Here is a 20536-nt window from a genome sequence, read left to right as displayed (position 1 = left end):
ATGGAATGGATGAGTTGGACCACCCCCACAGCAGCGTTCTTTATCGTCATTGGCCTGATTCTGGTGGGCATGACGACGTGGGAATTGCGTTCGCCGAGCATGCTTCGGCGTGGTTTGTTGCCGATTGCCACCACCCGTGGCGATCGCTTGTTTATCGGTCTTCTCGGCAGCGCCTACCTGCATTTGCTGGTAATCGGCGTCACCGACTGGAGCATCTGGATGGCGTCCGCGTTGTCCCTGGTGTGGCTGTTGGCTGTGATGCGTTGGGGCTAGTCGAATCGCTCGGCAAAGTTGCTCCGAAACTCAATAAGGAGGTCTCTATGTTCAACAAAAACAATAAGCTGCGACATAGCGTTTCATTGGCAGCCTTGCTGGCACTCAGCGGGTTGAGCGCTGCGGCCTGGGCCGAAGCCTATGAAGACGCCGCCAAGAAATGGATTGGCAGCGAGTTCAAACCGTCCACCCTGACCGAAGCCCAGCAGCTCGAAGAGCTGAAGTGGTTTATCAAAGCGTCCGAGCCGTTTCGCGGGATGAACATCAAGGTGGTTTCGGAAACCATTGCCACCCACGAATATGAATCCAAGGTGCTGGCCAAGGCTTTCACCGAGATCACCGGGATCAAGCTGACCCACGACTTGCTGCAGGAAGGCGACGTGGTGGAAAAGCTGCAGACCCAGATGCAATCGGACAAGAATATCTATGACGGCTGGGTCAACGACTCGGACCTGATCGGTACGCACTTTCGCTACGGCAAAACCGAATCGATCACCGACCTGATGGCCAACGAAGGCAAGGCCTACACCTCGCCGACCCTGGACATCAAAGACTTCATCGGCATCTCGTTCACTACGGCGCCGGACGGCAAGATCTATCAGCTGCCCGACCAGCAGTTCGCCAACCTCTACTGGTTCCGCGCCGATTGGTTTGAACGCGCGGACCTGAAAGCCAAGTTCAAGGAAAAGTACGGCTACGAGTTGGGCGTACCGGTGAACTGGTCGGCCTATGAAGACATCGCCAAGTTCTTCAGCGAAGACGTCAAGGAAATCGACGGCAAGCGCGTTTACGGGCACATGGACTATGGCAAGAAAGACCCGTCGCTGGGTTGGCGTTTCACCGACGCCTGGTTTTCCATGGCCGGCGCCGGCGACAAAGGCATCCCCAACGGTTTGCCGGTGGACGAGTGGGGCATTCGCGTCGAGGACTGCCACCCGGTCGGCTCCAGCGTAACCCGCGGCGGCGACACCAACGGCCCGGCGGCGGTGTTTGCCACTACCAAGTACGTCGACTGGCTGAAGAAGTACGCACCACCCGAAGCGGCGGGCATGACTTTCTCCGAATCCGGTCCGGTGCCGTCCCAGGGCAATATCGCCCAGCAGATCTTCTGGTACACCGCATTTACCGCCGACATGACCAAGCCGGGTCTGGCGGTGATGAACGCCGATGGCACGCCGAAATGGCGCATGGCGCCATCACCGCGCGGACCGTACTGGGAGGAGGGCATGAAGCTGGGGTATCAGGACGTGGGTTCCTGGACTTTCATGAAGTCCACGCCTGAGAAACAGAAACTCGCAGCCTGGCTCTATGCGCAGTTCGTGACCTCGAAAACCGTCTCGCTGAAGAAAACCATCGTCGGCCTGACCCCGATCCGCGAGTCGGACATCAACTCACAAGCGATGACCGAACTGGCACCGAAACTCGGTGGCCTGGTGGAGTTCTACCGCAGCCCGGCCCGCGTGCAATGGACGCCGACGGGGACCAACGTGCCGGACTATCCGCGTCTGGCGCAACTGTGGTGGAGCCACATTGCCGAAGCCGCGAGTGGCGAGAAAACCCCACAACAGGCTCTCGACGGTCTGGCCAAGGATCAGGACGCGATCATGTCCCGTCTGGAACGCTCGAAGGCGCAAGCCACTTGCGCACCGAAGATGAACCCGGAGCGCGATGCGCAATACTGGTTTGACCAGCCGGGTGCACCGAAACCCAAACTGGCGAACGAGAAGCCTCAGGGTGAAACCGTGAACTACAACGAACTGCTGAAGTCGTGGGCGGACGCGCGTAAATAATAGCTGTACTGTGAAACGCGAACGGCACCGGAAGGTGCCGTTTTTGTTGTGCGCCCAGCATGGGCGCAATCTTGTGGGTGAAAGTCCCACCGTGAGCTGACCACAGCGAACGAAGTGAAGCGCAACTGCATGAGGGCGACCGAGTGTGGGGAGGAAGCGTGAATCGAAACCGTGAGCCGATGGACAAGAACCGGATACAAGGCGATGCCGATCAGGGCCAGCGGGCAGCAAACCGCGAAGCTCTAGCGGTCAAGGGTCAGGCAGCGTAAATCCGGCGGTTGTGCGGGGGGATTGCGTTCTTACCTGGGGAGATCTTGCCTTGTGCCTGACAGGGCGACGGCGCCAGCCGGAGCGAGAAGTCAGCAGAGGCCGTAGTAGTCTTTTTTTTGACGAAGGGCCGAACGAGAGAAAATGGATCGGGTCTTTGCGAGAGAAAACCTGAAGCGGGCCTGGAAGCGGGTCAAAGCCAACAAAGGTGCAGCGGGAGTCGACGGTCTGGATATTGAACAGACCGCCGAACATCTGCTGACTCAATGGCCGAAGATTCGTGAACAACTTCTATCCGGTACCTACCGGCCCAGTCCGGTACGCCGTGTGGCCATTCCCAAACCTGACGGCGGTGAACGCGAGTTGGGTAGCCCAAGGGTCACCGACCGTTTGATCCAGCAAGCCTTGCTGCAAGTCTTGCAGCCATTACTCGATCCAGCAGAGTGGTGGTGGATGTTGATCTGGAGAAGTTCTTCGACCGGGACGACCACGATATTTTGATTGATCGTTTACGCAAGCGGATTGCGGATCGGGCGGTTATCCGGCTGATTCGGGCGTATCTGGATGCGGGAACGCTGATCGATGGCGTGGTCGAGAAAAGCCGTTGCGGGGCGCCGCAAGGTGGCCCGCTGTCGCCGTTGCTGGCGAATGTGCTGCTGGACGAAGTGGATCGGGAGCTTGAACGTCGAGGTCATTGCTTCGTACGTTATGCCGACGATGCGAATGTGTATGTTCGCAGCCGCAGGGCTGGGCAGCGGGTAAGGGCTTTGCTGAAGCGTCTGTATGAAAAGCTGCACTTGAGTGTCAACGCGAGCAAGAGTGCGGTGGCGAGTGCGTTTGGTCGCAAGTTTCTTGGATATGCCTTTTGGGCGTCGCCCCCAATCTACGCCCTTATCTCTTGGGCTGGAAAACTTACTTTGGGTTGTCACAAACACCGAAAATCTGGCGAGAGCTGGACGAATGGATACGACACCGACTGCGAGCGATCCCGCTTAAGCAGTGGCGGCGTGGACCGACGATCTACCGCGAACTGAGGGTGCTGGGAGCCAGCAGTCAAACGGCCCGGAAAGTGGCGGCCAACTCGAATAGCGGGTGGCGTAACAGCCGATTTGAGCGGAATCGAGTGTTGGATGTGGCATGGTTCGACAGGCTGGGACTGGTGCGACTCTCATAACCTCAATCTCTCGAACCGCCCGGTGCGGACCCGCATGCCGGGTGGTGTGGCAGGGGAGCGGCCTATGAAGGCCGTCCCCTATGCCGATTTCAGCGAGCGCTTAACCGCAGGCTTTCATATCGACCGGGCCGACAAACTCGTTGCCACGTCCCATGACGCACGCCACACTCTGGTTACGCTGACGTTCCCAGGCCTCTACCGGATAGGTTTTGTTCCAGGCTTCGTACAGTTGTCGATCCTGTTTCGACAGGCGCAAACCGTACTGCTTGCTCATGTAGAAATACGTCCGGGCGATCATGCCGCGTATGGATGGGCGGGGCATGACCTTCTTCGCCTTGAAGTCGACCTGGGTCAGGCACGAACCGTATTGGCCCGACTGCACCGGCAACCAGCCGAAACTGAAGTTGCTGCGATCGCCATTCACCTCACCAATGCTCGGCACCAGGTTGTGCAAGTCGGCTTCGGCCTTCTGATAGGTCGGATCGTAACGCGTGCAGTTCTTGCGCCCTCCTTCTTGCCAGCACTGGCGCTGATGGCCGATCTGCCAGGCCGGAACAATGTGCTCCCACTCGATGCGGGAAGCGCGCTTGGCGTTTTTGCGCGGTACATAACCGCAGGCTGCGAGGTTGACCTTGTTGCCGGTGTATTTGCACCCGCAATAGAACTCCGTGGATTGCGGTGCGTAGAGCTTCCAGGCGACTTTTTTGGCTTCGTTGAAGGTGCGGGGGGCGCCAGCCTGGGCACCGAGAGTGATGAACAGAAACAGCAAAGCAAACCAGCGAACACTCATTGACTCAATCTTCCTTCGGCACAACCCAGAAAATCTGCACACCGCCATCGTCGCGATAGGCGAGGGTGACGTTGTCGTTCTCGTCAATTTCTTCGAGCAATTGTTCCCACTCGTCCACGGGTTCGTCCGGTAGACGGAAGATCAATGCGGCTTTGGCTTTTTGGGCGGTGGGGGAATTGATGATTTTCTGAACGCGCATACCCATGCGTTCATAGGAGTCAGGAGAGGCAGAGGTGTTGGCCATGGAATTATCCTTATTAAGCTGTACGTGCATACAGTATTTAACTGTAGGCATTTTCGCAACTGCTTAAAATCCAAGAAAATCCTCTGACAGCGGTTTTCCGCATTTGGTGTAGGACCATGAGAAAATTTTTATCGGAGTATCGGAAGGAGGCGTGAACCACTCGCCTGGGTTGGCGAGTGGTGAAAGCGGTGCCCGACTGGAACCGGTCAGGCGAGGGCGAATCAGTACTCCCAGAACATCCGTTGCAGCTCTTTGCTGTCGTTGGTCTTGGTCAGTGCGACCATGGCCAGGATGCGGGCTTTTTGCGGGTTCAGGTCATGCGCCACAACCCAGTCGTACTTGTCGTCCGGCTGTTCGGCGTTACGCAGTACGAAACCGCCGGCGTTGACGTGGGACGAACGAATGATTTGCACGCCGTCCTTGCGCAGGGCTTGCAGCGATGGGACTACACGGGACGAGACTGAGCCATTGCCGGTACCGGCGTGAATGATGGCTTTGGCGCCGGACTGCGCCAGCGCTTTGTAGGCGGTATCGCTGACATTGCCGTAGGAATAGGCGATTTCTACGTCAGGCAGGCTCTTGATGGTTTTGATGTCGAATTCCGAGTCCATGGTGTGACGCTTGGCCGGCAGGCGGAACCAGTAGGATTTGCCTTCGACCACCATGCCGAGTGGGCCCCAGGCACTTTTGAACGCCTCGGTCTTGATGTTGATCATTTTGCTGACGTCGCGACCCGACTGGATTTCATCGTTCATGGTCACCAGTACGCCTTTGCCGCGTGCATCTTTGCTGCTGGCCACGGCCACCGCGTTGTACAGGTTCAGCATGCCATCGGCCGACATTGCGGTACCTGGGCGCATGGAACCGACGACGATGATGGGCTTGTCGGTTTTTTCCACCAGGTTCAGGAAGTAGGCGGTCTCTTCCAGGGTGTCGGTGCCGTGGGTGATGACGATGCCGTCGACGTCGTTGCTGTCGGCCAGCTCAGCCACGCGACGACCCAGTTGCAGCAGGTTGTCGTTGGTGATGCTTTCCGACGCGATCTGCATCACCTGTTCGCCACGAACGTTAGCCAATTGGCTGAGTTCCGGGACCCCGGCAATCAATTGTTCGATGCCGACTTTTGCCGCTTGATAGGTCGCGCTGTTAGCCGCGCTGGCGCCCGCGCCGGCAATGGTGCCACCGGTGGCCAGGATCACCACGTTCGCCAGTTTCTGTTGGGTTTCGACTTCTTTTGCCTGAACGGCGGTGGGCAGGAGCAGCAAGAGGGCCAAAGCGCCCGGAACGAAGGTCTTGAAAGCAGATGTCATTATTTTTCTCTCTAGTAGTGAGACGGTGCTGATGCAGGTTCATCTAGATACGCCCCAAGCTGATCTGAACGCTTGGGGTGCAGGAGAAGAGCAGGATCTGTACCAGTCGTACTTTGAATGAGAAAAATTTTTAACCTGATGATTTTTATCAGAATTTGTGTGAGTTGGTGAAGTGGTTACACCGTCGGATGTCCGGGTTTCCGAACGTGTTAAGCATTTGTGTTCGGCTCTCCGAAAAGTACTACGACCTCTGTAGAGCAAACCGCCTTGCCAGATTGTGAATCAGTGCTAAAGAAACCCGCGCGTAGGTCGATGCCTCTTTAAAGGACCTTTCTTTTTCAGGAGTTGACATGTCGTTATCTGTTGGTATCCAAAATGCCGTAGGCGTCACCATCGGCGGTAAGTCCGCCGCTACGATTCGAGCGTTAAGCGATGAGGCGGCCGATGCCGCGAATCAAGCGTTGGGTACGAAGGAAAGCGACAGCAAGCAAGTCAGAACCGGTGCTGTGGGCCTGGGGAAAAGTGCGGAGTCGACTGAAACGAATGGCGCCGACAATGCCTCTGTCGCGGAAAAGGTTTTGCTGCAGCGTCTGAAAGAGCTGCAAGAGCAACTGCGTCAACAGCAGCAACAATTGGCGGCAGCCCAAGCAGCGTCTTACCCGACGCCTGAAGCCAAGACCACAGTCGTGATGGCGATTCAGGGACAAATGGCTGATACCACTGCTGCAATACTGGAAACGGCCAACAGCCTGTACAAGGAAATGGCCAAGGGCTCCGGTGCTGGATCGGTGGTTAACACGACGGCATGACATGGATACCCTGCTTTTGCGGGTTGCCCCGGCAAAACAGCTTTTCTGCTCGTTGACAAATCCCGGCAGGGTTCGCATAGTTCGGTCTACGCAAACGTTTGCGCGGCACTCCCGGTGGTTGATCCATTGGAGAGCGCAGTGAAGCCTACGCCAACGCAAGCGTTGCTCACAATAATCATAAGATCGGAGTGAACCCATGAAGCTGCCATTCGCTGGACGTCTTCTCGCAGTCGCTATGCTGGCTGCCGCATCCGCCGCGTTGCCTGTCTCTTCGGCCTTCGCCGAGCCCCCTGAAAAACCAAAAGTCGCGCTGGTCATGAAATCCCTGGCCAACGAATTCTTCCTGACCATGGAAGACGGCGCCAAGGCCTATCAGAAAGACCACTCCGGCGATTTCGAGCTGATCTCCAACGGCATCAAAGACGAAACCGACACGGCTGGCCAGACGCGCATCGTCGAGCAAATGATTCTGGCCAAGGTCAATGCGCTGGTCATCGCGCCAGCTGACTCCAAGGCCATGGTTCCAGTGATCAAGAAAGCCATCGATGCCGGTATCACCGTGATCAACATCGACAACCAGCTGGACCCGGCGGTCGTCAAAAGCAAGAACATCACCGTACCGTTCGTAGGCCCGGACAACCGCAAAGGCGCGCGTCTGGTGGGCGAGTACCTGGCCAAGCAACTGAAGGCCGGTGACGAAGTCGGCATCATCGAAGGCGTGTCCACCACCACCAACGCCCAGCAGCGCACCGCAGGTTTCAAGGATGCGATGGAAGCAGCCCAGATCAAGGTTGTGTCCTTACAGTCCGGCGATTGGGAAATCGACAAGGGCAACAAGGTTGCTGCCTCGATCCTCAGCGAGTACCCGCAAGTTAAAGCCCTGCTGGCCGGCAACGACAGCATGGCCGTCGGCGCTGTTTCCGCTGTTCGCGCCGCGGGCAAGGCTGGCAAGGTGCAAGTGGTCGGTTACGACAACATCAACGCCATCAAGCCGATGCTCAAGGATGGCCGTGTCCTGGCCACCGCTGACCAGTTTGCAGCCAGGCAAGCCGTGTTTGGCATCGAGACTGCGCTGAAGATCATCAAAGGTGAGAAAGTCGACAGCGGCGCCAATAGCGTCATCGAAACTCCGGTAGAGCTGGTCACCCAGTAGTCCTTCTGGCGACACAACGGTGCTCGCCCGTCGGGGCGAGCGCATGGAGAGTTTTTATGTCAGTTTCCGCCCCGAACGCTGTCCTCTCGGTCAGCGGTATCGGTAAGACCTACGCCCAACCCGTCCTGACCGGCATCGACCTGACGCTGATGCGCGGTGAAGTGCTGGCGCTGACCGGCGAAAACGGCGCTGGCAAAAGCACCTTGTCGAAAATCATCGGCGGGTTGGTCACACCGACCACCGGCCAGATGCAATTCCAGGGTCAGGAATACCGCCCCGGCAGCCGCACGCAGGCCGAAGACCTGGGCATCCGAATGGTGATGCAAGAACTCAATCTGTTGCCGACCCTGTCGGTGGCGGAAAACCTGTTTCTCGATAACCTGCCCAGCAACGGCGGCTGGATCAGTCGCAAGCAATTGCGCAAGGCTGCGATCGAAGCCATGGCCCAGGTCGGCCTCGACGCGATTGACCCGGACACGCTGGTGGGCGAATTGGGCATTGGTCACCAGCAAATGGTGGAGATCGCCCGCAACCTGATCGGCGATTGCCACGTGCTGATCCTCGACGAACCGACCGCGATGTTGACGAGCCGCGAAGTCGAGATGCTGTTCGAGCAAATCACTCGTCTGCAAGCTCGCGGCGTGTCGATCATCTATATCTCGCACCGTCTCGAAGAGCTGGCGCGGGTTGCCCAGCGTATTGCGGTCCTGCGCGATGGCAACCTGGTTTGCGTCGAGCCGATGGCCAATTACAACAGCGAGCAACTGGTTACGCTGATGGTCGGTCGTGAACTCGGCGAACACATCGACATGGGCTCGCGCAAGATTGGTGCTCCAGCCTTGACGGTCAAAGGGCTGACCCGTTCCGACAAGGTTCGCGATGTATCCTTCGAAGTACGCGCCGGCGAGATCTACGGGATCTCCGGTTTGATCGGGGCAGGGCGCACCGAGCTGCTGCGGCTGATTTTCGGTGCTGACATTGCAGACAGCGGCACTGTTGCGCTCGGTTCGCCGGCGCAGGTTGTCAGTATCCGGTCACCGGCTGATGCGGTCGGTCATGGCATCGCCCTGATCACCGAAGACCGCAAGGGCGAAGGCCTGCTGCTGACTCAATCGATCAGCGCCAATATTGCCTTGGGCAACATGCCGGTGATTTCCAGCGGTGGCTTCGTCAACAACGGTGACGAGATGGCCTTGGCCCAGCGTCAGATCGACGCCATGCGCATCCGCAGCTCCAGCCCGACACAACTGGTGTCGGAACTCTCCGGCGGCAACCAGCAGAAAGTCGTGATTGGCCGTTGGCTGGAGCGCGATTGTTCAGTGTTGTTGTTCGACGAGCCCACGCGTGGCATCGACGTCGGCGCCAAGTTTGACATCTATGCCTTGCTCGGCGAGTTGACCCGTCAAGGCAAAGCGCTGGTGGTGGTGTCCAGCGACCTGCGTGAACTGATGTTGATCTGCGACCGGATCGGCGTGCTCTCGGCGGGGCGTCTGATCGACACCTTTGAGCGCGATAGCTGGACCCAGGATGATTTGCTTGCCGCGGCGTTCGCCGGCTACCAAAAACGTGATGCGTTGCTCAATGAAGCAGCGCCTAGGGATCTCACATGAATACTGCAGTGTCTGCCGGCAAACGTAGTGGTAACTTTTACGGCCTCGGCACCTATCTGGGCCTGGCCGGTGCCTTGCTGGCAATGGTCGCGCTGTTCTCGGTTCTGAGCAGCCATTTCCTGTCCTACGACACTTTCAGCACCCTGGCCAACCAGATTCCGGACTTGATGGTGCTGGCGGTCGGCATGACGTTCGTGTTGATCATTGGTGGCATCGATTTGTCGGTGGGTTCGGTGCTCGCGCTCGCGGCGTCAACGGTCAGCGTGGCCATTCTCGGTTGGGGCTGGAGCGTACTGCCTGCGGCGCTGCTCGGAATGGCGGCGGCGGCACTGGCCGGGACGATCACCGGTTCGATCACCGTCGCGTGGCGAATTCCGTCGTTCATCGTGTCCCTCGGCGTATTGGAAATGGCCCGCGGCGTGGCGTATCAGATGACCGGATCGCGCACGGCCTATATCGGTGACGCCTTTGCCTGGTTGTCCAACCCGATCGCCTTCGGCATCTCGCCGTCGTTCATCATTGCCTTGCTGATCATCTTCATTGCCCAGGCGGTGCTGACGCGCACCGTGTTCGGGCGTTACCTGATCGGCATCGGCACCAACGAAGAAGCCGTGCGTCTGGCAGGAATCAATCCCAAGCCCTACAAGATCCTGGTGTTCAGTCTGATGGGATTGCTGGCCGGTATTGCCGCGCTGTTCCAGATTTCCCGTCTGGAAGCGGCAGATCCGAATGCCGGCTCCGGGCTTGAACTGCAAGTGATCGCCGCGGTGGTGATCGGCGGTACCAGCCTGATGGGCGGGCGCGGTTCCGTCATCAGCACTTTTTTCGGGGTTTTGATCATTTCCGTATTGGCGGCCGGTCTGGCGCAGATTGGCGCGACCGAACCTACCAAACGCATCATTACCGGCGCGGTCATCGTGGTGGCGGTGGTGCTTGATACCTATCGCAGTCAGCGCGCAAGCCGGCGGACCTGAGTCATGGCAACAATCAAGGATGTGGCAGCGCTCGCGGGAATTTCCTACACCACGGTTTCCCACGTAGTGAACAAGACCCGGCCGGTCAGTGAAGAGGTACGGGTCAAGGTCGAGGCCGCGATCAAAACCCTCGACTACGTGCCCAGTGCCGTGGCCCGGTCCCTCAAGGCCAAAACCACGGCGACCATCGGTCTGCTGGTGCCCAACAGCCTCAACCCGTACTTCGCCGAATTGGCGCGAGGCATTGAGGATTACTGCGAGCGTAACGGCTACTGCGTGATCCTCTGTAATTCCGACGACAACCCGGACAAGCAACGCAGCTACCTGCGCGTACTGCTGGAAAAACGCATCGACGGGCTGATCGTCGCTTCGGCCGGCGGTGATGCAGGGTTGGCAGAAGGCCTGGCAGGCGTGCGTACACCGATGGTGATCGTTGACCGTGGACTGGAAGGTGTCAATGCCGATCTGGTGCGCATCGATCACGAATACGGCGCCTATCTGGCGACTCGCCACCTTTTGGAGTTGGGGCATCGGGACATCGCCACCATTGGTGGGCCGGCGAGTACCAGCGTGGCGCAGATGCGTCTGGCCGGTTATTGCCGTGCCCTGAAAGAGGCGGGTGTCGAAGTGCCCCGCGAGCGCATGCTTGAAAGCGACTTCACCAGCACCGGCGGTTACAACGCCGCCGCGATCCTGCTGGAGAAGAACCCGCCGAGCGCGATCTTCGCCGGTAACGACATGATTGGCATCGGTGTGCTGCGAGCGGCGGCCGAGCGCAATATTCGTGTGCCGACGGAGCTGTCGGTGATTGGCTTCGACGATATTCAGATGAGCCGCTATGTGTACCCGGCGTTGACCACCGTGGGGCAGTCGATTCTGCAACTCGGTGAGATGGCAGCCGAAGTGCTTTTAAGAAGAATCGCCACACCGGATATGGCCACCGATCAACGGATCGTGACGCCCAGTATTGTCCTGCGGGAGTCGACTGCGCCGCTGGCCGGCGTGTTCGCCCAGTTCCGTTGAAATGGAAAGCCGCTAAATCAAAAGCACCGCCGAAACAGAATTGATGAGTAGTGATGTATGCCAGCAAAAGTAGTGGTTATAGGCAGCCTGAACATGGACCTGGTCACCCGGGCGTCACGGCTGCCCCGTGGCGGTGAGACGCTGATCGGCGAGTCGTTTGCCACGGTTTCCGGTGGCAAGGGCGCGAATCAGGCGGTTGCCGCGGCGAGGCTGGGGGCGCAGGTATCAATGGTCGGTTGCGTGGGCAGCGATGCCTACGGCGAAGAACTGCGCGGGGCGCTGTTGGTCGAACAGATCGATTGCCAGGCGGTCAGCACCGTCGACGATTCCAGCGGCGTAGCGTTGATCGTGGTCGATGACAACAGCCAGAACGCAATCGTGATCGTTGCCGGTGCCAATGGCGCGCTGACGCCAGCGGTGATCGACCGTTTCGCTGCAGTATTGCAGGCGGCCGACGTGATCATCTGTCAGCTGGAAGTGCCGGATGCCACTGTCGGTCATGCGCTCAAGCGCGGCCGTGAATTGGGTAAGACCGTGATTCTCAATCCGGCACCGGCCAGCCGCCCGCTGCCGGCGGACTGGTACGCGTCCATCGATTACCTGATTCCCAACGAAAGCGAGGCCTCGGCCCTGAGTGGTTTGCCAGTGGATTCTCTGGCATCTGCCGAAACCGCCGCGAACCGGTTGATCGCCATGGGCGCCGGAAAAGTCATCATCACCCTGGGTGCTCAGGGTTCGCTGTTTGCCGACGGCAAAAGCTTCGAGCATTTCCCTGCGCCGAAGGTGAAAGCTGTCGATACCACGGCGGCTGGCGACACCTTCGTCGGTGGTTTCGCCGCAGCACTGGCGGCGGGCAAAAGCGAAGCCGAAGCGATCCGTTTCGGTCAGGTCGCCGCGGCGCTGTCGGTGACCCGTGCTGGCGCCCAACCCTCGATCCCCACCTTGTCCGACGTACAGGCCTTTAAAACACCATGAAAAAGACACCTTTGCTCAACGTCGCGCTGTCGCGGCTGATTGCATCCCTGGGCCATGGCGACAGGGTGGTGATCGGCGACGCCGGTCTGCCGGTGCCGCCAGGCGTTGAACTGATCGACCTGGCCCTGACCCATGGCATCCCGGATTTCGTCAGTACGTTGAAGGTTGTGCTCAGCGAAATGCAGGTCGAGAGCCATGTGCTGGCCCAGGAGATCCTGGACAAGAAACCTTCGGCGTTGGCGACGCTCGATGAGCTGAATGCTGAAGGTGCGCTAGGTCAGCGTGAGCTGCTCAGTCATGACCAATTCAAAGTCCTCAGTCGGCAGGCGCGGGCGATTGTTCGTACAGGCGAATGTCAGCCGTATTGCAACATCGTGCTGGTGGCGGGGGTCACGTTCTAACTCGCTGTTGTCTTTCTGCTGTCCCACGCACAAGGAGTGCGCTATGCACCGCTATGCTCAGAAACTGCACCACCTGCTCCGGAGTTTGCTGCTTTTGTCCCTGATTACCGCAACAAGCGCCCAGGCGGCGGAAAAAATCGACTTGATCATCGACACCGATCCGGGTGCCGACGACGTGGTCGCCTTGCTGTTTGCCCTGGCGTCGCCGGAAGAGCTGAACATTCGTGCGCTGACCACCGTCGCCGGCAATGTGCGTCTGGACAAGACTTCGCGTAATGCGCGGCTGGCCCGCGAGTGGGCGGGGCGCGAGGAGGTGCCAGTCTACGCGGGTGCGCCAAAGCCGCTGATGCGTACGCCGATTTATGCCGAGAACATCCATGGCAAGGAAGGTCTGTCGGGCGTCACCGTACATGAGCCAAAGAAAGGCCTGGCCGAAGGCAGTGCGGTCAATTACCTGATCGATACCTTGAAAGCCGCCAAGCCCCATAGCATCACCATTGCCATGCTGGGTCCGCAGACCAATCTGGCCCTGGCGCTGATCCAGGAGCCTGAAATCGTTCAGGGCATCAAGGAAGTGGTGATCATGGGCGGTGCGCACTTCAATGGTGGCAACATCACTCCGGTGGCCGAGTTCAACCTGTTCGCTGACCCGCAGGCTGCGGAAGTGGTGCTGAAAAGTGGCGTGAAGCTGACCTATCTGCCGCTGGACGTGACCCACAAGATCCTCACCAGCGAAGCGCGCTTGAAGCAGATCGCGGCAATCAACAACAATGCCAGCAAGTTGGTAGGCGATATTCTCAACGAATACGTCAAAGGCGACATGGAGCACTACGGTATTCCGGGTGGTCCGGTGCATGACGCAACCGTCGTCGCCTACCTGCTCAAGCCTGAGCTATTCACTGGTCGTTCGGTCAATGTGGTCGTTGATAGCCGCGAAGGCCCGACGTTCGGCCAAACCATCGTCGACTGGTATGACGGCCTTAAAGCGCCGAAGAATGCCTTCTGGGTTGAAAGTGGTGACGCCCAGGGCTTCTTTGACCTGTTGACCGAGCGTCTGGCTCGTCTGAAGTAAGCCATACACCCGCAGGTGTCAGCCTGCGGGTTTTACGTTCACTCGCTATCTGTCAGGCCCCTATAGTTGAGGGGGTACTTCTCGAATATTTGTGCGATGAATGTCTGGGCGGCTTGCGTCCCGAGCTCCTTGACCAATAGATCGATGCCAATGATTGCCAACTCTTCAGGGCTGCCCGGGCTGTAAGAGCTGTGGCCCTGTGGCCACTTGGCTTTGATGTCGGCGTCGATGCTTACGGTGGTCATGATGGCGCTCGTGAAGTCGGGAAAGTCTGAGTGTCGAGTTAACCATTTTGCGCGGCTTTTGACACTCCGACTTAGGCATGAGGGGAGGGCTATGCGACACTTGGTCTTTGACGAATTTACAAGGACTGTGCTGTGCAGATCGATTTAAACGTTCCTGACGGCTTGACCCTTGAGGCTGTGCGTCAGCTGCTGGCTTCCGCCAGCGACGATGAGCACACTCAATTGCGGGTGTCCAAGGGCGGCATCGCCTACATTTCGTCAGGGGTAGTGGGCGGCACTGATACCAGCAGGCTTCTGTTTCGTCTGGAGACGTGGGCCAAGGGTTCCGGTTATGTAGGATTGGTCGCGGCCAGCGACGAAGTCTGGGTGATGCAGATTTTCAATGCGCTCAAGGAAAATTGGCCGAATCCACCGTTCGACTACATTGACGTCTATTGAGCGCTGTTCATATTCAGTCACGATTGCGAGATGAACGGCAGGGAATGCTCAGGCAAACTCGCCGCGTGTCCAGATCGAGGGCGGGGTGCTAGTACTCCATGTGAAACGAAACGCCAGATTGGCTGTCGCACGATCTCAGCTTAACTATTGAAAAAAGGAGGCTTCATGCCTTGGAAGCTCGCGTCATTGGGTACTTTGTTGGCCGTTGCCGTGCTGGCCGGTTGTAGCACTACCTCCACCGAGTCGACAACAGACCCTGTCACGACGACTGATACGGGTCACAGCCGATGTGAAGCCAAGGCTGCCGAATTCACCATCGGCAAAAAGGCTTCGCCTGAACTGCTGGAGCAGGCGCGTACCCGCGCAGGCGCGCAGAATGCGCGGTTCCTCTTGCCCACCGACATGGTGACTCTGGAGTACCGTTCCGATCGGCTGAACCTGAACACCGATGCCAGTCGGATTGTGATCCGCGTCAACTGCGGCTGATCACTCAGGCTTTTGTTTCGCCCATAAAAAACCCCGTCACATGGACGGGGTTTTTTTAGTGCGGCTGAAAATTACTCAGCGCGGACTTGTGCAGCTTGCATACCCTTTTGGCCTTTCTCAGCCACGAAGGAAACGGTTTGGCCTTCTTTCAGGCTTTTGAAACCGTCGCTTTCGATAGCTTTGAAGTGTACGAACAGGTCGTCACCGCCACCTTGAGGAGTGATGAAGCCGAAGCCTTTTTCATCGTTGAACCATTTAACGGTGCCGGTTTGGCGATTAGACATGGTGTATCTCCAAGAAACATATATTTTCAGTAGTGCTGTGCTGCTCAGGCCAACTGGGCACACCGGGGTATCATAGTCGAAATGTTCGCTTTGGGAGCCCCCCGGACGCGCTGTTTGCCCTGCAGTCGCGTTCCGTTTGCTGCTTTGTTTGGCTGCAAGCCCCGTTTTAAAAGGCTTTCAACCAAAAGTAAAGACAATAAAAAAACCTGTAAAACCTGCATAAATTGTACGAAAAAGCTCAAATACATCACTTTTTATCAGCGTTGAGCCGAGTCAAAAGGACTTTTTTCTCACTTTTTCGCCGGTACATTGGCCTTGCATTTGGCTATCTGGCCCAGTGCTTTCTGTTGCAAGTCTGGACTGGCCTTGTTGTCCATCAATGCTTGAATATCAGCCGCCGGGTAAGACTTGATCGAATCGGCTCCGCATGCGCAGTGAGCCTTCGCTGCGGCAGCACCGATCTGCGGGGTGGCCGCTTCTGTGCACTGAGCCATGTATTTATCGCGCTCGCCCTTCGGCCAATCGGCGTGGGCGGCCAATGGCAGCAGCAGAACGATGGGGGCGACTACTGCGAACAAACGATTCAGATGCATGCTGGGATGCTCCTTGTGGGTCAATGTCTTGTTATCTGAGGGGTAAAGCGGGGTTCAAGTTCAGCACTCTGGCATAAATTGAATGATTTGCCCCAGCACAAAGCGTCGTTGCATCGACGACCGTTCATCTGTGCTAGCATGCCCCGCTCGGGCGTTTGCAAGCTCCGGATGACCTTCAGTCCCGGTGGCGGCAACAGCGCGAATAACCCTGATTTGAATCCCAGTCACTCTGGTTCGGTTTTCCGGTTGGCCGCAAGGCTCCTGCCGCTGTAAGGCAGGCGTTCGTTATTGAATGGCCTGGAATCGGATCTTGTACTGGCTCATCCCAACCCACGTGACCTTTGGTAGGGGTCACCACTAGGAGAGGAGGCGCCATGCCAACTATTACTCTTCCCGACGGCAGTCAACGTTCATTCGATCATCCGGTTTCCGTAGCTGAGGTCGCCGCATCCATTGGTGCCGGTCTGGCCAAAGCCACTGTGGCCGGCAAGGTCGATGGCAAGCTGGTTGACGCCAGCGATATCATCGACAGCGACGCTACGCTGCAAATCATTACGCCAAAGGATGAAGAGGGGCTGGAGATCATTCGCCACTCTTGCGCCCACCTGGTTGGCCATGCGGTCAAGCAGCTGTACCCGGCGGCCAAAATGGTCATCGGTCCGGTCATCGACGAAGGCTTCTATTACGACATCGCCTTCGAACGTCCTTTCACCCCGGACGATCTGGCCGCCATCGAACAGCGCATGCTGCAGCTGATCGAAAAAGATTACGACGTGATCAAGAAAGTCACTCCGCGCGCCGAAGTGATCGAAGTGTTCAAGGCCCGTGGTGAAGACTACAAGCTGCGCCTGGTCGAGGACATGCCGAACGAACAGGCCATGGGTCTGTACTATCACGAAGAATACGTCGACATGTGCCGCGGTCCGCACGTACCGAACACGCGCTTCCTGAAATCCTTCAAGTTGACCAAGTTGTCCGGCGCCTACTGGCGTGGTGATGCCAAGAACGAGCAATTGCAGCGCGTTTATGGCACCGCATGGGCCGACAAAAAGCAGTTGGCGGCTTATATCCAGCGCATCGAAGAAGCTGAAAAACGCGATCACCGTAAGATCGGCAAGCGTCTGGGCCTGTTCCACACCCAGGAAGAGTCGCCGGGCATGGTGTTCTGGCACCCGAACGGCTGGACTCTGTATCAAGTGCTTGAGCAGTACATGCGCAAGGTTCAGCGCGACAACGGCTATCTGGAGATCAAGACTCCGCAGGTCGTTGACCGCAGCCTCTGGGAGAAATCCGGGCACTGGGCCAACTACGCCGACAACATGTTCACCACTCAGTCGGAAAACCGCGACTATGCCATCAAGCCGATGAACTGCCCTTGCCACGTGCAAGTGTTCAATCAGGGCTTGAAAAGCTACCGCGAGTTGCCGATGCGTCTGGCCGAATTCGGTGCCTGCCACCGCAATGAGCCATCGGGGGCGCTGCACGGCATCATGCGTGTGCGTGCGTTCACTCAGGACGATGCCCACATCTTCTGCACCGAAGAGCAGATGCAGGCCGAATCCGCAGCATTCATCAAGCTGACCATGGACGTCTACGCCGACTTCGGCTTCAAAGAAGTCGAAATGAAGCTGTCCACTCGTCCGGAAAAACGTGTCGGTTCCGACGAGCTGTGGGATCGCGCCGAAGCTGCATTGGCTGCAGCCCTTGATAGCGCTGGCCTGCCATACGATCTGCAACCGGGCGAGGGTGCTTTCTACGGTCCGAAGATCGAGTTCTCGCTGAAAGATTGCCTCGGCCGCGTCTGGCAGTGTGGTACCCTGCAGCTCGATTTTAACCTGCCTGTCCGTCTGGGAGCCGAATACGTCTCCGAAGACAACAGTCGCAAGCACCCGGTGATGTTGCACCGGGCGATCCTCGGCTCCTTCGAACGTTTCGTCGGAATCCTGATCGAGCACTACGAGGGTGCATTCCCTGCGTGGCTGGCTCCGACCCAGGCAGTGATCATGAACATCACAGATAAACAGGCCGATTTTGCCGCTGAGGTTGAAAAAATTCTCAATGAAAGCGGATTTCGTGCCAAGTCTGACTTGAGAAATGAAAAGATCGGCTTTAAAATCCGCGAGCATACTTTGCTCAAGGTTCCTTATCTCTTGGTTATTGGAGATCGGGAAGTCGAGATGCAGACTGTCGCTGTGCGTACTCGTGAAGGTGCTGACCTGGGCTCGATGCCCGTCGCCCAGTTCGCTGAGTTTCTCGCGCAAGCGGTTTCCCGGCGTGGTCGCCCAGATTCGGAGTAATTACTATTAAGCGTGAAATGAGACAAGATAAACGAGCTGCACCGAAAGCCCCGATCAACGAGAATATCTCGGCACGCGAGGTTCGGTTAATTGGGGCTGAAGGTGAACAGCTTGGGATTGTGTCAATTGAAGACGCGCTTCTTAAGGCTGAAGAGGCCAAACTGGATTTGGTGGAAATTTCCGCCGATGCAGTACCCCCTGTTTGCAAACTGATGGACTACGGCAAATCGATCTTCGAGAAGAAGAAGCAGGTTGCCGCGGCCAAGAAAAACCAGAAGCAGATTCAGGTTAAAGAAATCAAGTTTCGTCCAGGGACGGAGGAAGGGGATTACCAGGTAAAACTGCGCAACCTGGTACGTTTCCTGAGTGATGGGGACAGGGCCAAGGTATCTTTGCGATTCCGCGGCCGTGAGATGGCCCACCAGGAGCTGGGGATGGAACTCCTCAAGCGAGTTGAAGGTGACTTGCTCGAGTACGGTTCGGTCGAACAGCATCCTAAGATGGAAGGACGCCAGCTGATCATGGTCATCGCCCCGAAAAAGAAGAAGTAATCAATAGGGCACGGCAGGCCTTCTGATTATGTTTATCAACTGAATGCGGAGTATCCGAACATGCCAAAAATGAAAACTAAAAGTGGTGCTGCTAAGCGGTTTCTGAAAACTGCTAACGGTATCAAGCACAAGCACGCTTTCAAGAGCCACATCCTGACTAAAATGTCGACCAAGCGTAAGCGTCAACTGCGCGGTAGCAGCTTGCTGGCACCGTGTGACGTGGCAAAAGTCGAGCGCATGCTGCGCCTTCGTTAATTTAGTCAAGAATAGAGGAAGTAACTCATGGCTCGTGTAAAGCGTGGCGTCGTTGCCCGTAAACGTCACAAAAAAATTCTGAAACTTGCCAAAGGCTACTACGGCGCTCGTTCGCGCGTGTTCCGTGTTGCCAAGCAAGCGGTAATCAAGGCAGGCCAATACGCCTACCGTGACCGTCGTCAGAAAAAACGTCAGTTCCGCGCTCTGTGGATCGCTCGTATCAACGCTGGTGCACGTATTAACGGTCTGTCCTACAGCCGTTTCATCGCCGGCCTGAAAAAAGCGTCCATCGAGATCGACCGTAAGGTTCTGGCTGATCTGGCAGTGAACGAAAAAGCGGCGTTTGCTGCGATTGTCGAGAAAGCTAAAGCCACCTTGGCTTAAGTACCCCCGACAGTCACCCAGCCTCACCTCTGTGGGGCCAGGTGTTAAACGTCATAAATAGGGGAAGAGCCTTCAAGCTCTTCCCCTATTTTGTATCTGGAGTCTGTACATGGAAAACCTGGATGCGCTCGTCTCTCAAGCACTAGAGGCTGTGCAAAGCGCTGAAGATATCAATGCCCTGGAGCAAATCCGGGTTCACTACCTTGGCAAAAAGGGCGAATTGACTCAGGTGATGAAGACCCTGGGGAATTTGCCGGCAGAAGAGCGTCCGCAAGTCGGTGCTTTGATCAACGTTGCCAAGGAGCGTGTCACAGAGGTTCTCAATGCGCGCAAGGTATTGTTTGAAGAGGCGGATCTAGCCGCCAAACTCTCCGCCGAGTCCATTGACGTGACCCTGCCTGGCCGTGGCCAGACCTCGGGTGGTCTGCATCCGGTTACCCGCACTCTGGAACGTATCGAACAGTTCTTCACCCACATCGGCTACGGCATCGCCGAAGGCCCTGAGGTCGAAGACGACTACCACAACTTCGAAGCGCTCAACATCCCAGGCCATCACCCGGCCCGGTCGATGCACGACACCTTCTATTTCAATGCCAACATGTTGTTGCGCACCCATACCTCGCCGGTACAGGTCCGCACCATGGAATCGAAACAGCCGCCGATCCGCATCGTCTGCCCGGGCCGTGTGTACCGTAGCGATTCCGATATCACCCACTCGCCGATGTTCCACCAGGTCGAAGGCCTGCTGGTCGATCGCGACATCAACTTCGCCGACCTGAAAGGCACCATCGAAGAGTTCCTGCGCGTGTTCTTCGAAAAAGAACTGGCCGTGCGATTCCGTCCTTCCTACTTCCCGTTCACCGAGCCATCCGCTGAAGTCGACATGGAATGCGTGATGTGCAGCGGTAAAGGCTGCCGTGTCTGCAAGCAGACGGGCTGGCTGGAAGTGATGGGCTGCGGCATGGTTCACCCGAACGTGCTGCGCATGTCCGGGATCGACCCGGAAGAGTTTTCGGGCTTTGCCTTCGGCATGGGCGTTGAGCGTCTAGCCATGCTGCGTTACGGCGTGAACGACTTGCGTCTGTTCTTCGACAACGACTTGCGGTTCCTCGCGCAATTTCGCTAGTCGTAACGAATT

At 57.4% G+C, this 20536-nt stretch carries 23 protein-coding genes and 1 pseudogene; 18 read left to right on the top strand and 6 right to left on the bottom strand.

Features of this window, described 5'->3' with window-relative positions; translation table 11 throughout:
• From ACYZT3_RS18335 to ACYZT3_RS18325, 3 genes and pseudogenes are all read left to right on the top strand, one after another.
• Entirely contained in the window at positions 1-273 is a 273-nt protein-coding gene (locus tag ACYZT3_RS18335) for a DUF2160 domain-containing protein (RefSeq protein ID WP_282376618.1), read from the top strand.
• A 47-nt stretch (positions 274-320) separates the two neighbouring features.
• On the top strand, positions 321-2063 hold the full coding sequence (locus ACYZT3_RS18330) for an ABC transporter substrate-binding protein (protein WP_282376619.1): 1743 nt from the start codon (positions 321-323) through the stop codon (positions 2061-2063).
• Positions 2064-2474: 411 nt separating this feature from the next.
• Positions 2475-3504: pseudogene (locus ACYZT3_RS18325) on the top strand (reverse transcriptase domain-containing protein); the annotation flags it as partial.
• Positions 3505-3604: 100 nt separating this feature from the next.
• Here ACYZT3_RS18325 and ACYZT3_RS18320 read toward each other — a convergent pair.
• The 3 genes from ACYZT3_RS18320 to ACYZT3_RS18310 form a co-directional block, all read right to left on the bottom strand.
• The gene (locus ACYZT3_RS18320; RefSeq protein WP_150658867.1) at positions 3605-4294 is read right to left on the bottom strand and encodes an endonuclease; all 690 of its coding nucleotides are present in this window, start codon (positions 4292-4294) and stop codon (positions 3605-3607) included.
• A 4-nt stretch (positions 4295-4298) separates the two neighbouring features.
• On the bottom strand, positions 4299-4538 hold the full coding sequence (locus tag ACYZT3_RS18315; protein WP_282376621.1) for a DUF1654 domain-containing protein: 240 nt from the start codon (positions 4536-4538) through the stop codon (positions 4299-4301).
• A gap of 221 nt (positions 4539-4759) precedes the next feature.
• Positions 4760-5848, bottom strand: a complete 1089-nt coding sequence (locus tag ACYZT3_RS18310) for an asparaginase (protein WP_282376622.1) — start codon at positions 5846-5848, stop codon at positions 4760-4762.
• A gap of 350 nt (positions 5849-6198) precedes the next feature.
• On the opposite strand from ACYZT3_RS18310, the gene ACYZT3_RS18305 reads away from it, so the two are divergent.
• From ACYZT3_RS18305 to ACYZT3_RS18270, 8 genes are all read left to right on the top strand, one after another.
• Positions 6199-6657, top strand: coding sequence for a hypothetical protein (locus ACYZT3_RS18305; RefSeq protein ID WP_282376623.1), 459 nt, complete (start codon positions 6199-6201; stop codon positions 6655-6657).
• 196 nt (positions 6658-6853) lie between these two features.
• Positions 6854-7810: a sugar ABC transporter substrate-binding protein gene (locus ACYZT3_RS18300; RefSeq protein ID WP_282376624.1), complete on the top strand. Its 957-nt coding sequence runs from the start codon at positions 6854-6856 to the stop codon at positions 7808-7810.
• 56 nt (positions 7811-7866) lie between these two features.
• Positions 7867-9420, top strand: a complete 1554-nt coding sequence (locus tag ACYZT3_RS18295) for a sugar ABC transporter ATP-binding protein (RefSeq protein ID WP_282376626.1) — start codon at positions 7867-7869, stop codon at positions 9418-9420.
• A complete protein-coding gene (locus ACYZT3_RS18290) occupies positions 9417-10394 on the top strand; it encodes an ABC transporter permease (protein ID WP_282376628.1) in 978 nt (325 codons plus the stop codon). The genes ACYZT3_RS18295 and ACYZT3_RS18290 overlap by 4 nt, the downstream gene beginning before the upstream one ends.
• Before the next feature lie 3 nt (positions 10395-10397).
• Positions 10398-11417: a LacI family DNA-binding transcriptional regulator gene (locus ACYZT3_RS18285; protein ID WP_461964687.1), complete on the top strand. Its 1020-nt coding sequence runs from the start codon at positions 10398-10400 to the stop codon at positions 11415-11417.
• Positions 11418-11474: 57 nt separating this feature from the next.
• Positions 11475-12392, top strand: a complete 918-nt coding sequence (gene rbsK, locus ACYZT3_RS18280) for a ribokinase (protein WP_282376630.1) — start codon at positions 11475-11477, stop codon at positions 12390-12392.
• Positions 12389-12793 carry a D-ribose pyranase gene (gene rbsD, locus ACYZT3_RS18275; protein WP_462030424.1) on the top strand — a complete coding sequence of 135 codons (405 nt, stop codon included), beginning with the start codon at positions 12389-12391 and terminating at the stop codon, positions 12791-12793. The genes rbsK and rbsD overlap by 4 nt, the downstream gene beginning before the upstream one ends.
• Positions 12794-12836: 43 nt before the next feature.
• Positions 12837-13865, top strand: coding sequence for a nucleoside hydrolase (locus tag ACYZT3_RS18270; RefSeq protein WP_282376632.1), 1029 nt, complete (start codon positions 12837-12839; stop codon positions 13863-13865).
• A 38-nt stretch (positions 13866-13903) separates the two neighbouring features.
• On the opposite strand, the gene ACYZT3_RS18265 is transcribed toward ACYZT3_RS18270, so the two are convergent.
• Entirely contained in the window at positions 13904-14110 is a 207-nt protein-coding gene (locus ACYZT3_RS18265) for a hypothetical protein (RefSeq protein WP_282376634.1), read from the bottom strand.
• Positions 14111-14242: 132 nt separating this feature from the next.
• On the opposite strand from ACYZT3_RS18265, the gene ACYZT3_RS18260 reads away from it, so the two are divergent.
• Positions 14243-14548: a hypothetical protein gene (locus ACYZT3_RS18260; protein ID WP_282376636.1), complete on the top strand. Its 306-nt coding sequence runs from the start codon at positions 14243-14245 to the stop codon at positions 14546-14548.
• A 165-nt stretch (positions 14549-14713) separates the two neighbouring features.
• A complete protein-coding gene (locus tag ACYZT3_RS18255; RefSeq protein ID WP_282376637.1) occupies positions 14714-15034 on the top strand; it encodes an I78 family peptidase inhibitor in 321 nt (106 codons plus the stop codon).
• Between the two features lie 71 nt (positions 15035-15105).
• Here the strand turns inward: ACYZT3_RS18255 and ACYZT3_RS18250 are convergent, their stop codons facing one another.
• The gene (locus ACYZT3_RS18250) at positions 15106-15318 is read right to left on the bottom strand and encodes a cold-shock protein (RefSeq protein ID WP_007905882.1); all 213 of its coding nucleotides are present in this window, start codon (positions 15316-15318) and stop codon (positions 15106-15108) included.
• Positions 15319-15608: 290 nt separating this feature from the next.
• On the bottom strand, positions 15609-15911 hold the full coding sequence (locus ACYZT3_RS18245; protein WP_282376638.1) for a hypothetical protein: 303 nt from the start codon (positions 15909-15911) through the stop codon (positions 15609-15611).
• Positions 15912-16285: 374 nt separating this feature from the next.
• Here ACYZT3_RS18245 and thrS point away from each other — a divergent pair, with 374 nt between their 5' ends.
• The 5 genes from thrS to pheS all read left to right on the top strand — a co-directional run bounded on the left by thrS (position 16286) and on the right by pheS (position 20524).
• A complete protein-coding gene (gene thrS, locus ACYZT3_RS18240; RefSeq protein WP_462030423.1) occupies positions 16286-18208 on the top strand; it encodes a threonine--tRNA ligase in 1923 nt (640 codons plus the stop codon).
• Positions 18208-18759: a translation initiation factor IF-3 gene (infC, locus tag ACYZT3_RS18235; protein WP_176469887.1), complete on the top strand. Its 552-nt coding sequence runs from the start codon at positions 18208-18210 to the stop codon at positions 18757-18759. The genes thrS and infC overlap by 1 nt, the downstream gene beginning before the upstream one ends.
• 60 nt (positions 18760-18819) lie before the next feature.
• Positions 18820-19014 carry a 50S ribosomal protein L35 gene (gene rpmI, locus ACYZT3_RS18230; protein ID WP_008145659.1) on the top strand — a complete coding sequence of 65 codons (195 nt, stop codon included), beginning with the start codon at positions 18820-18822 and terminating at the stop codon, positions 19012-19014.
• Between the two features lie 27 nt (positions 19015-19041).
• Positions 19042-19398 carry a 50S ribosomal protein L20 gene (gene rplT / locus ACYZT3_RS18225; protein ID WP_047275143.1) on the top strand — a complete coding sequence of 119 codons (357 nt, stop codon included), beginning with the start codon at positions 19042-19044 and terminating at the stop codon, positions 19396-19398.
• Positions 19399-19507: 109 nt separating this feature from the next.
• Positions 19508-20524, top strand: a complete 1017-nt coding sequence (gene pheS / locus ACYZT3_RS18220) for a phenylalanine--tRNA ligase subunit alpha (RefSeq protein WP_462030422.1) — start codon at positions 19508-19510, stop codon at positions 20522-20524.
• Positions 20525-20536: the final 12 nt, after the last annotated feature.

This window comes from Pseudomonas sp. MDT1-16, assembly GCF_054898115.1.
Note: the sequence above shows the minus strand (reverse complement) of the source record. Positions and strands in the feature narration are given on the sequence as shown.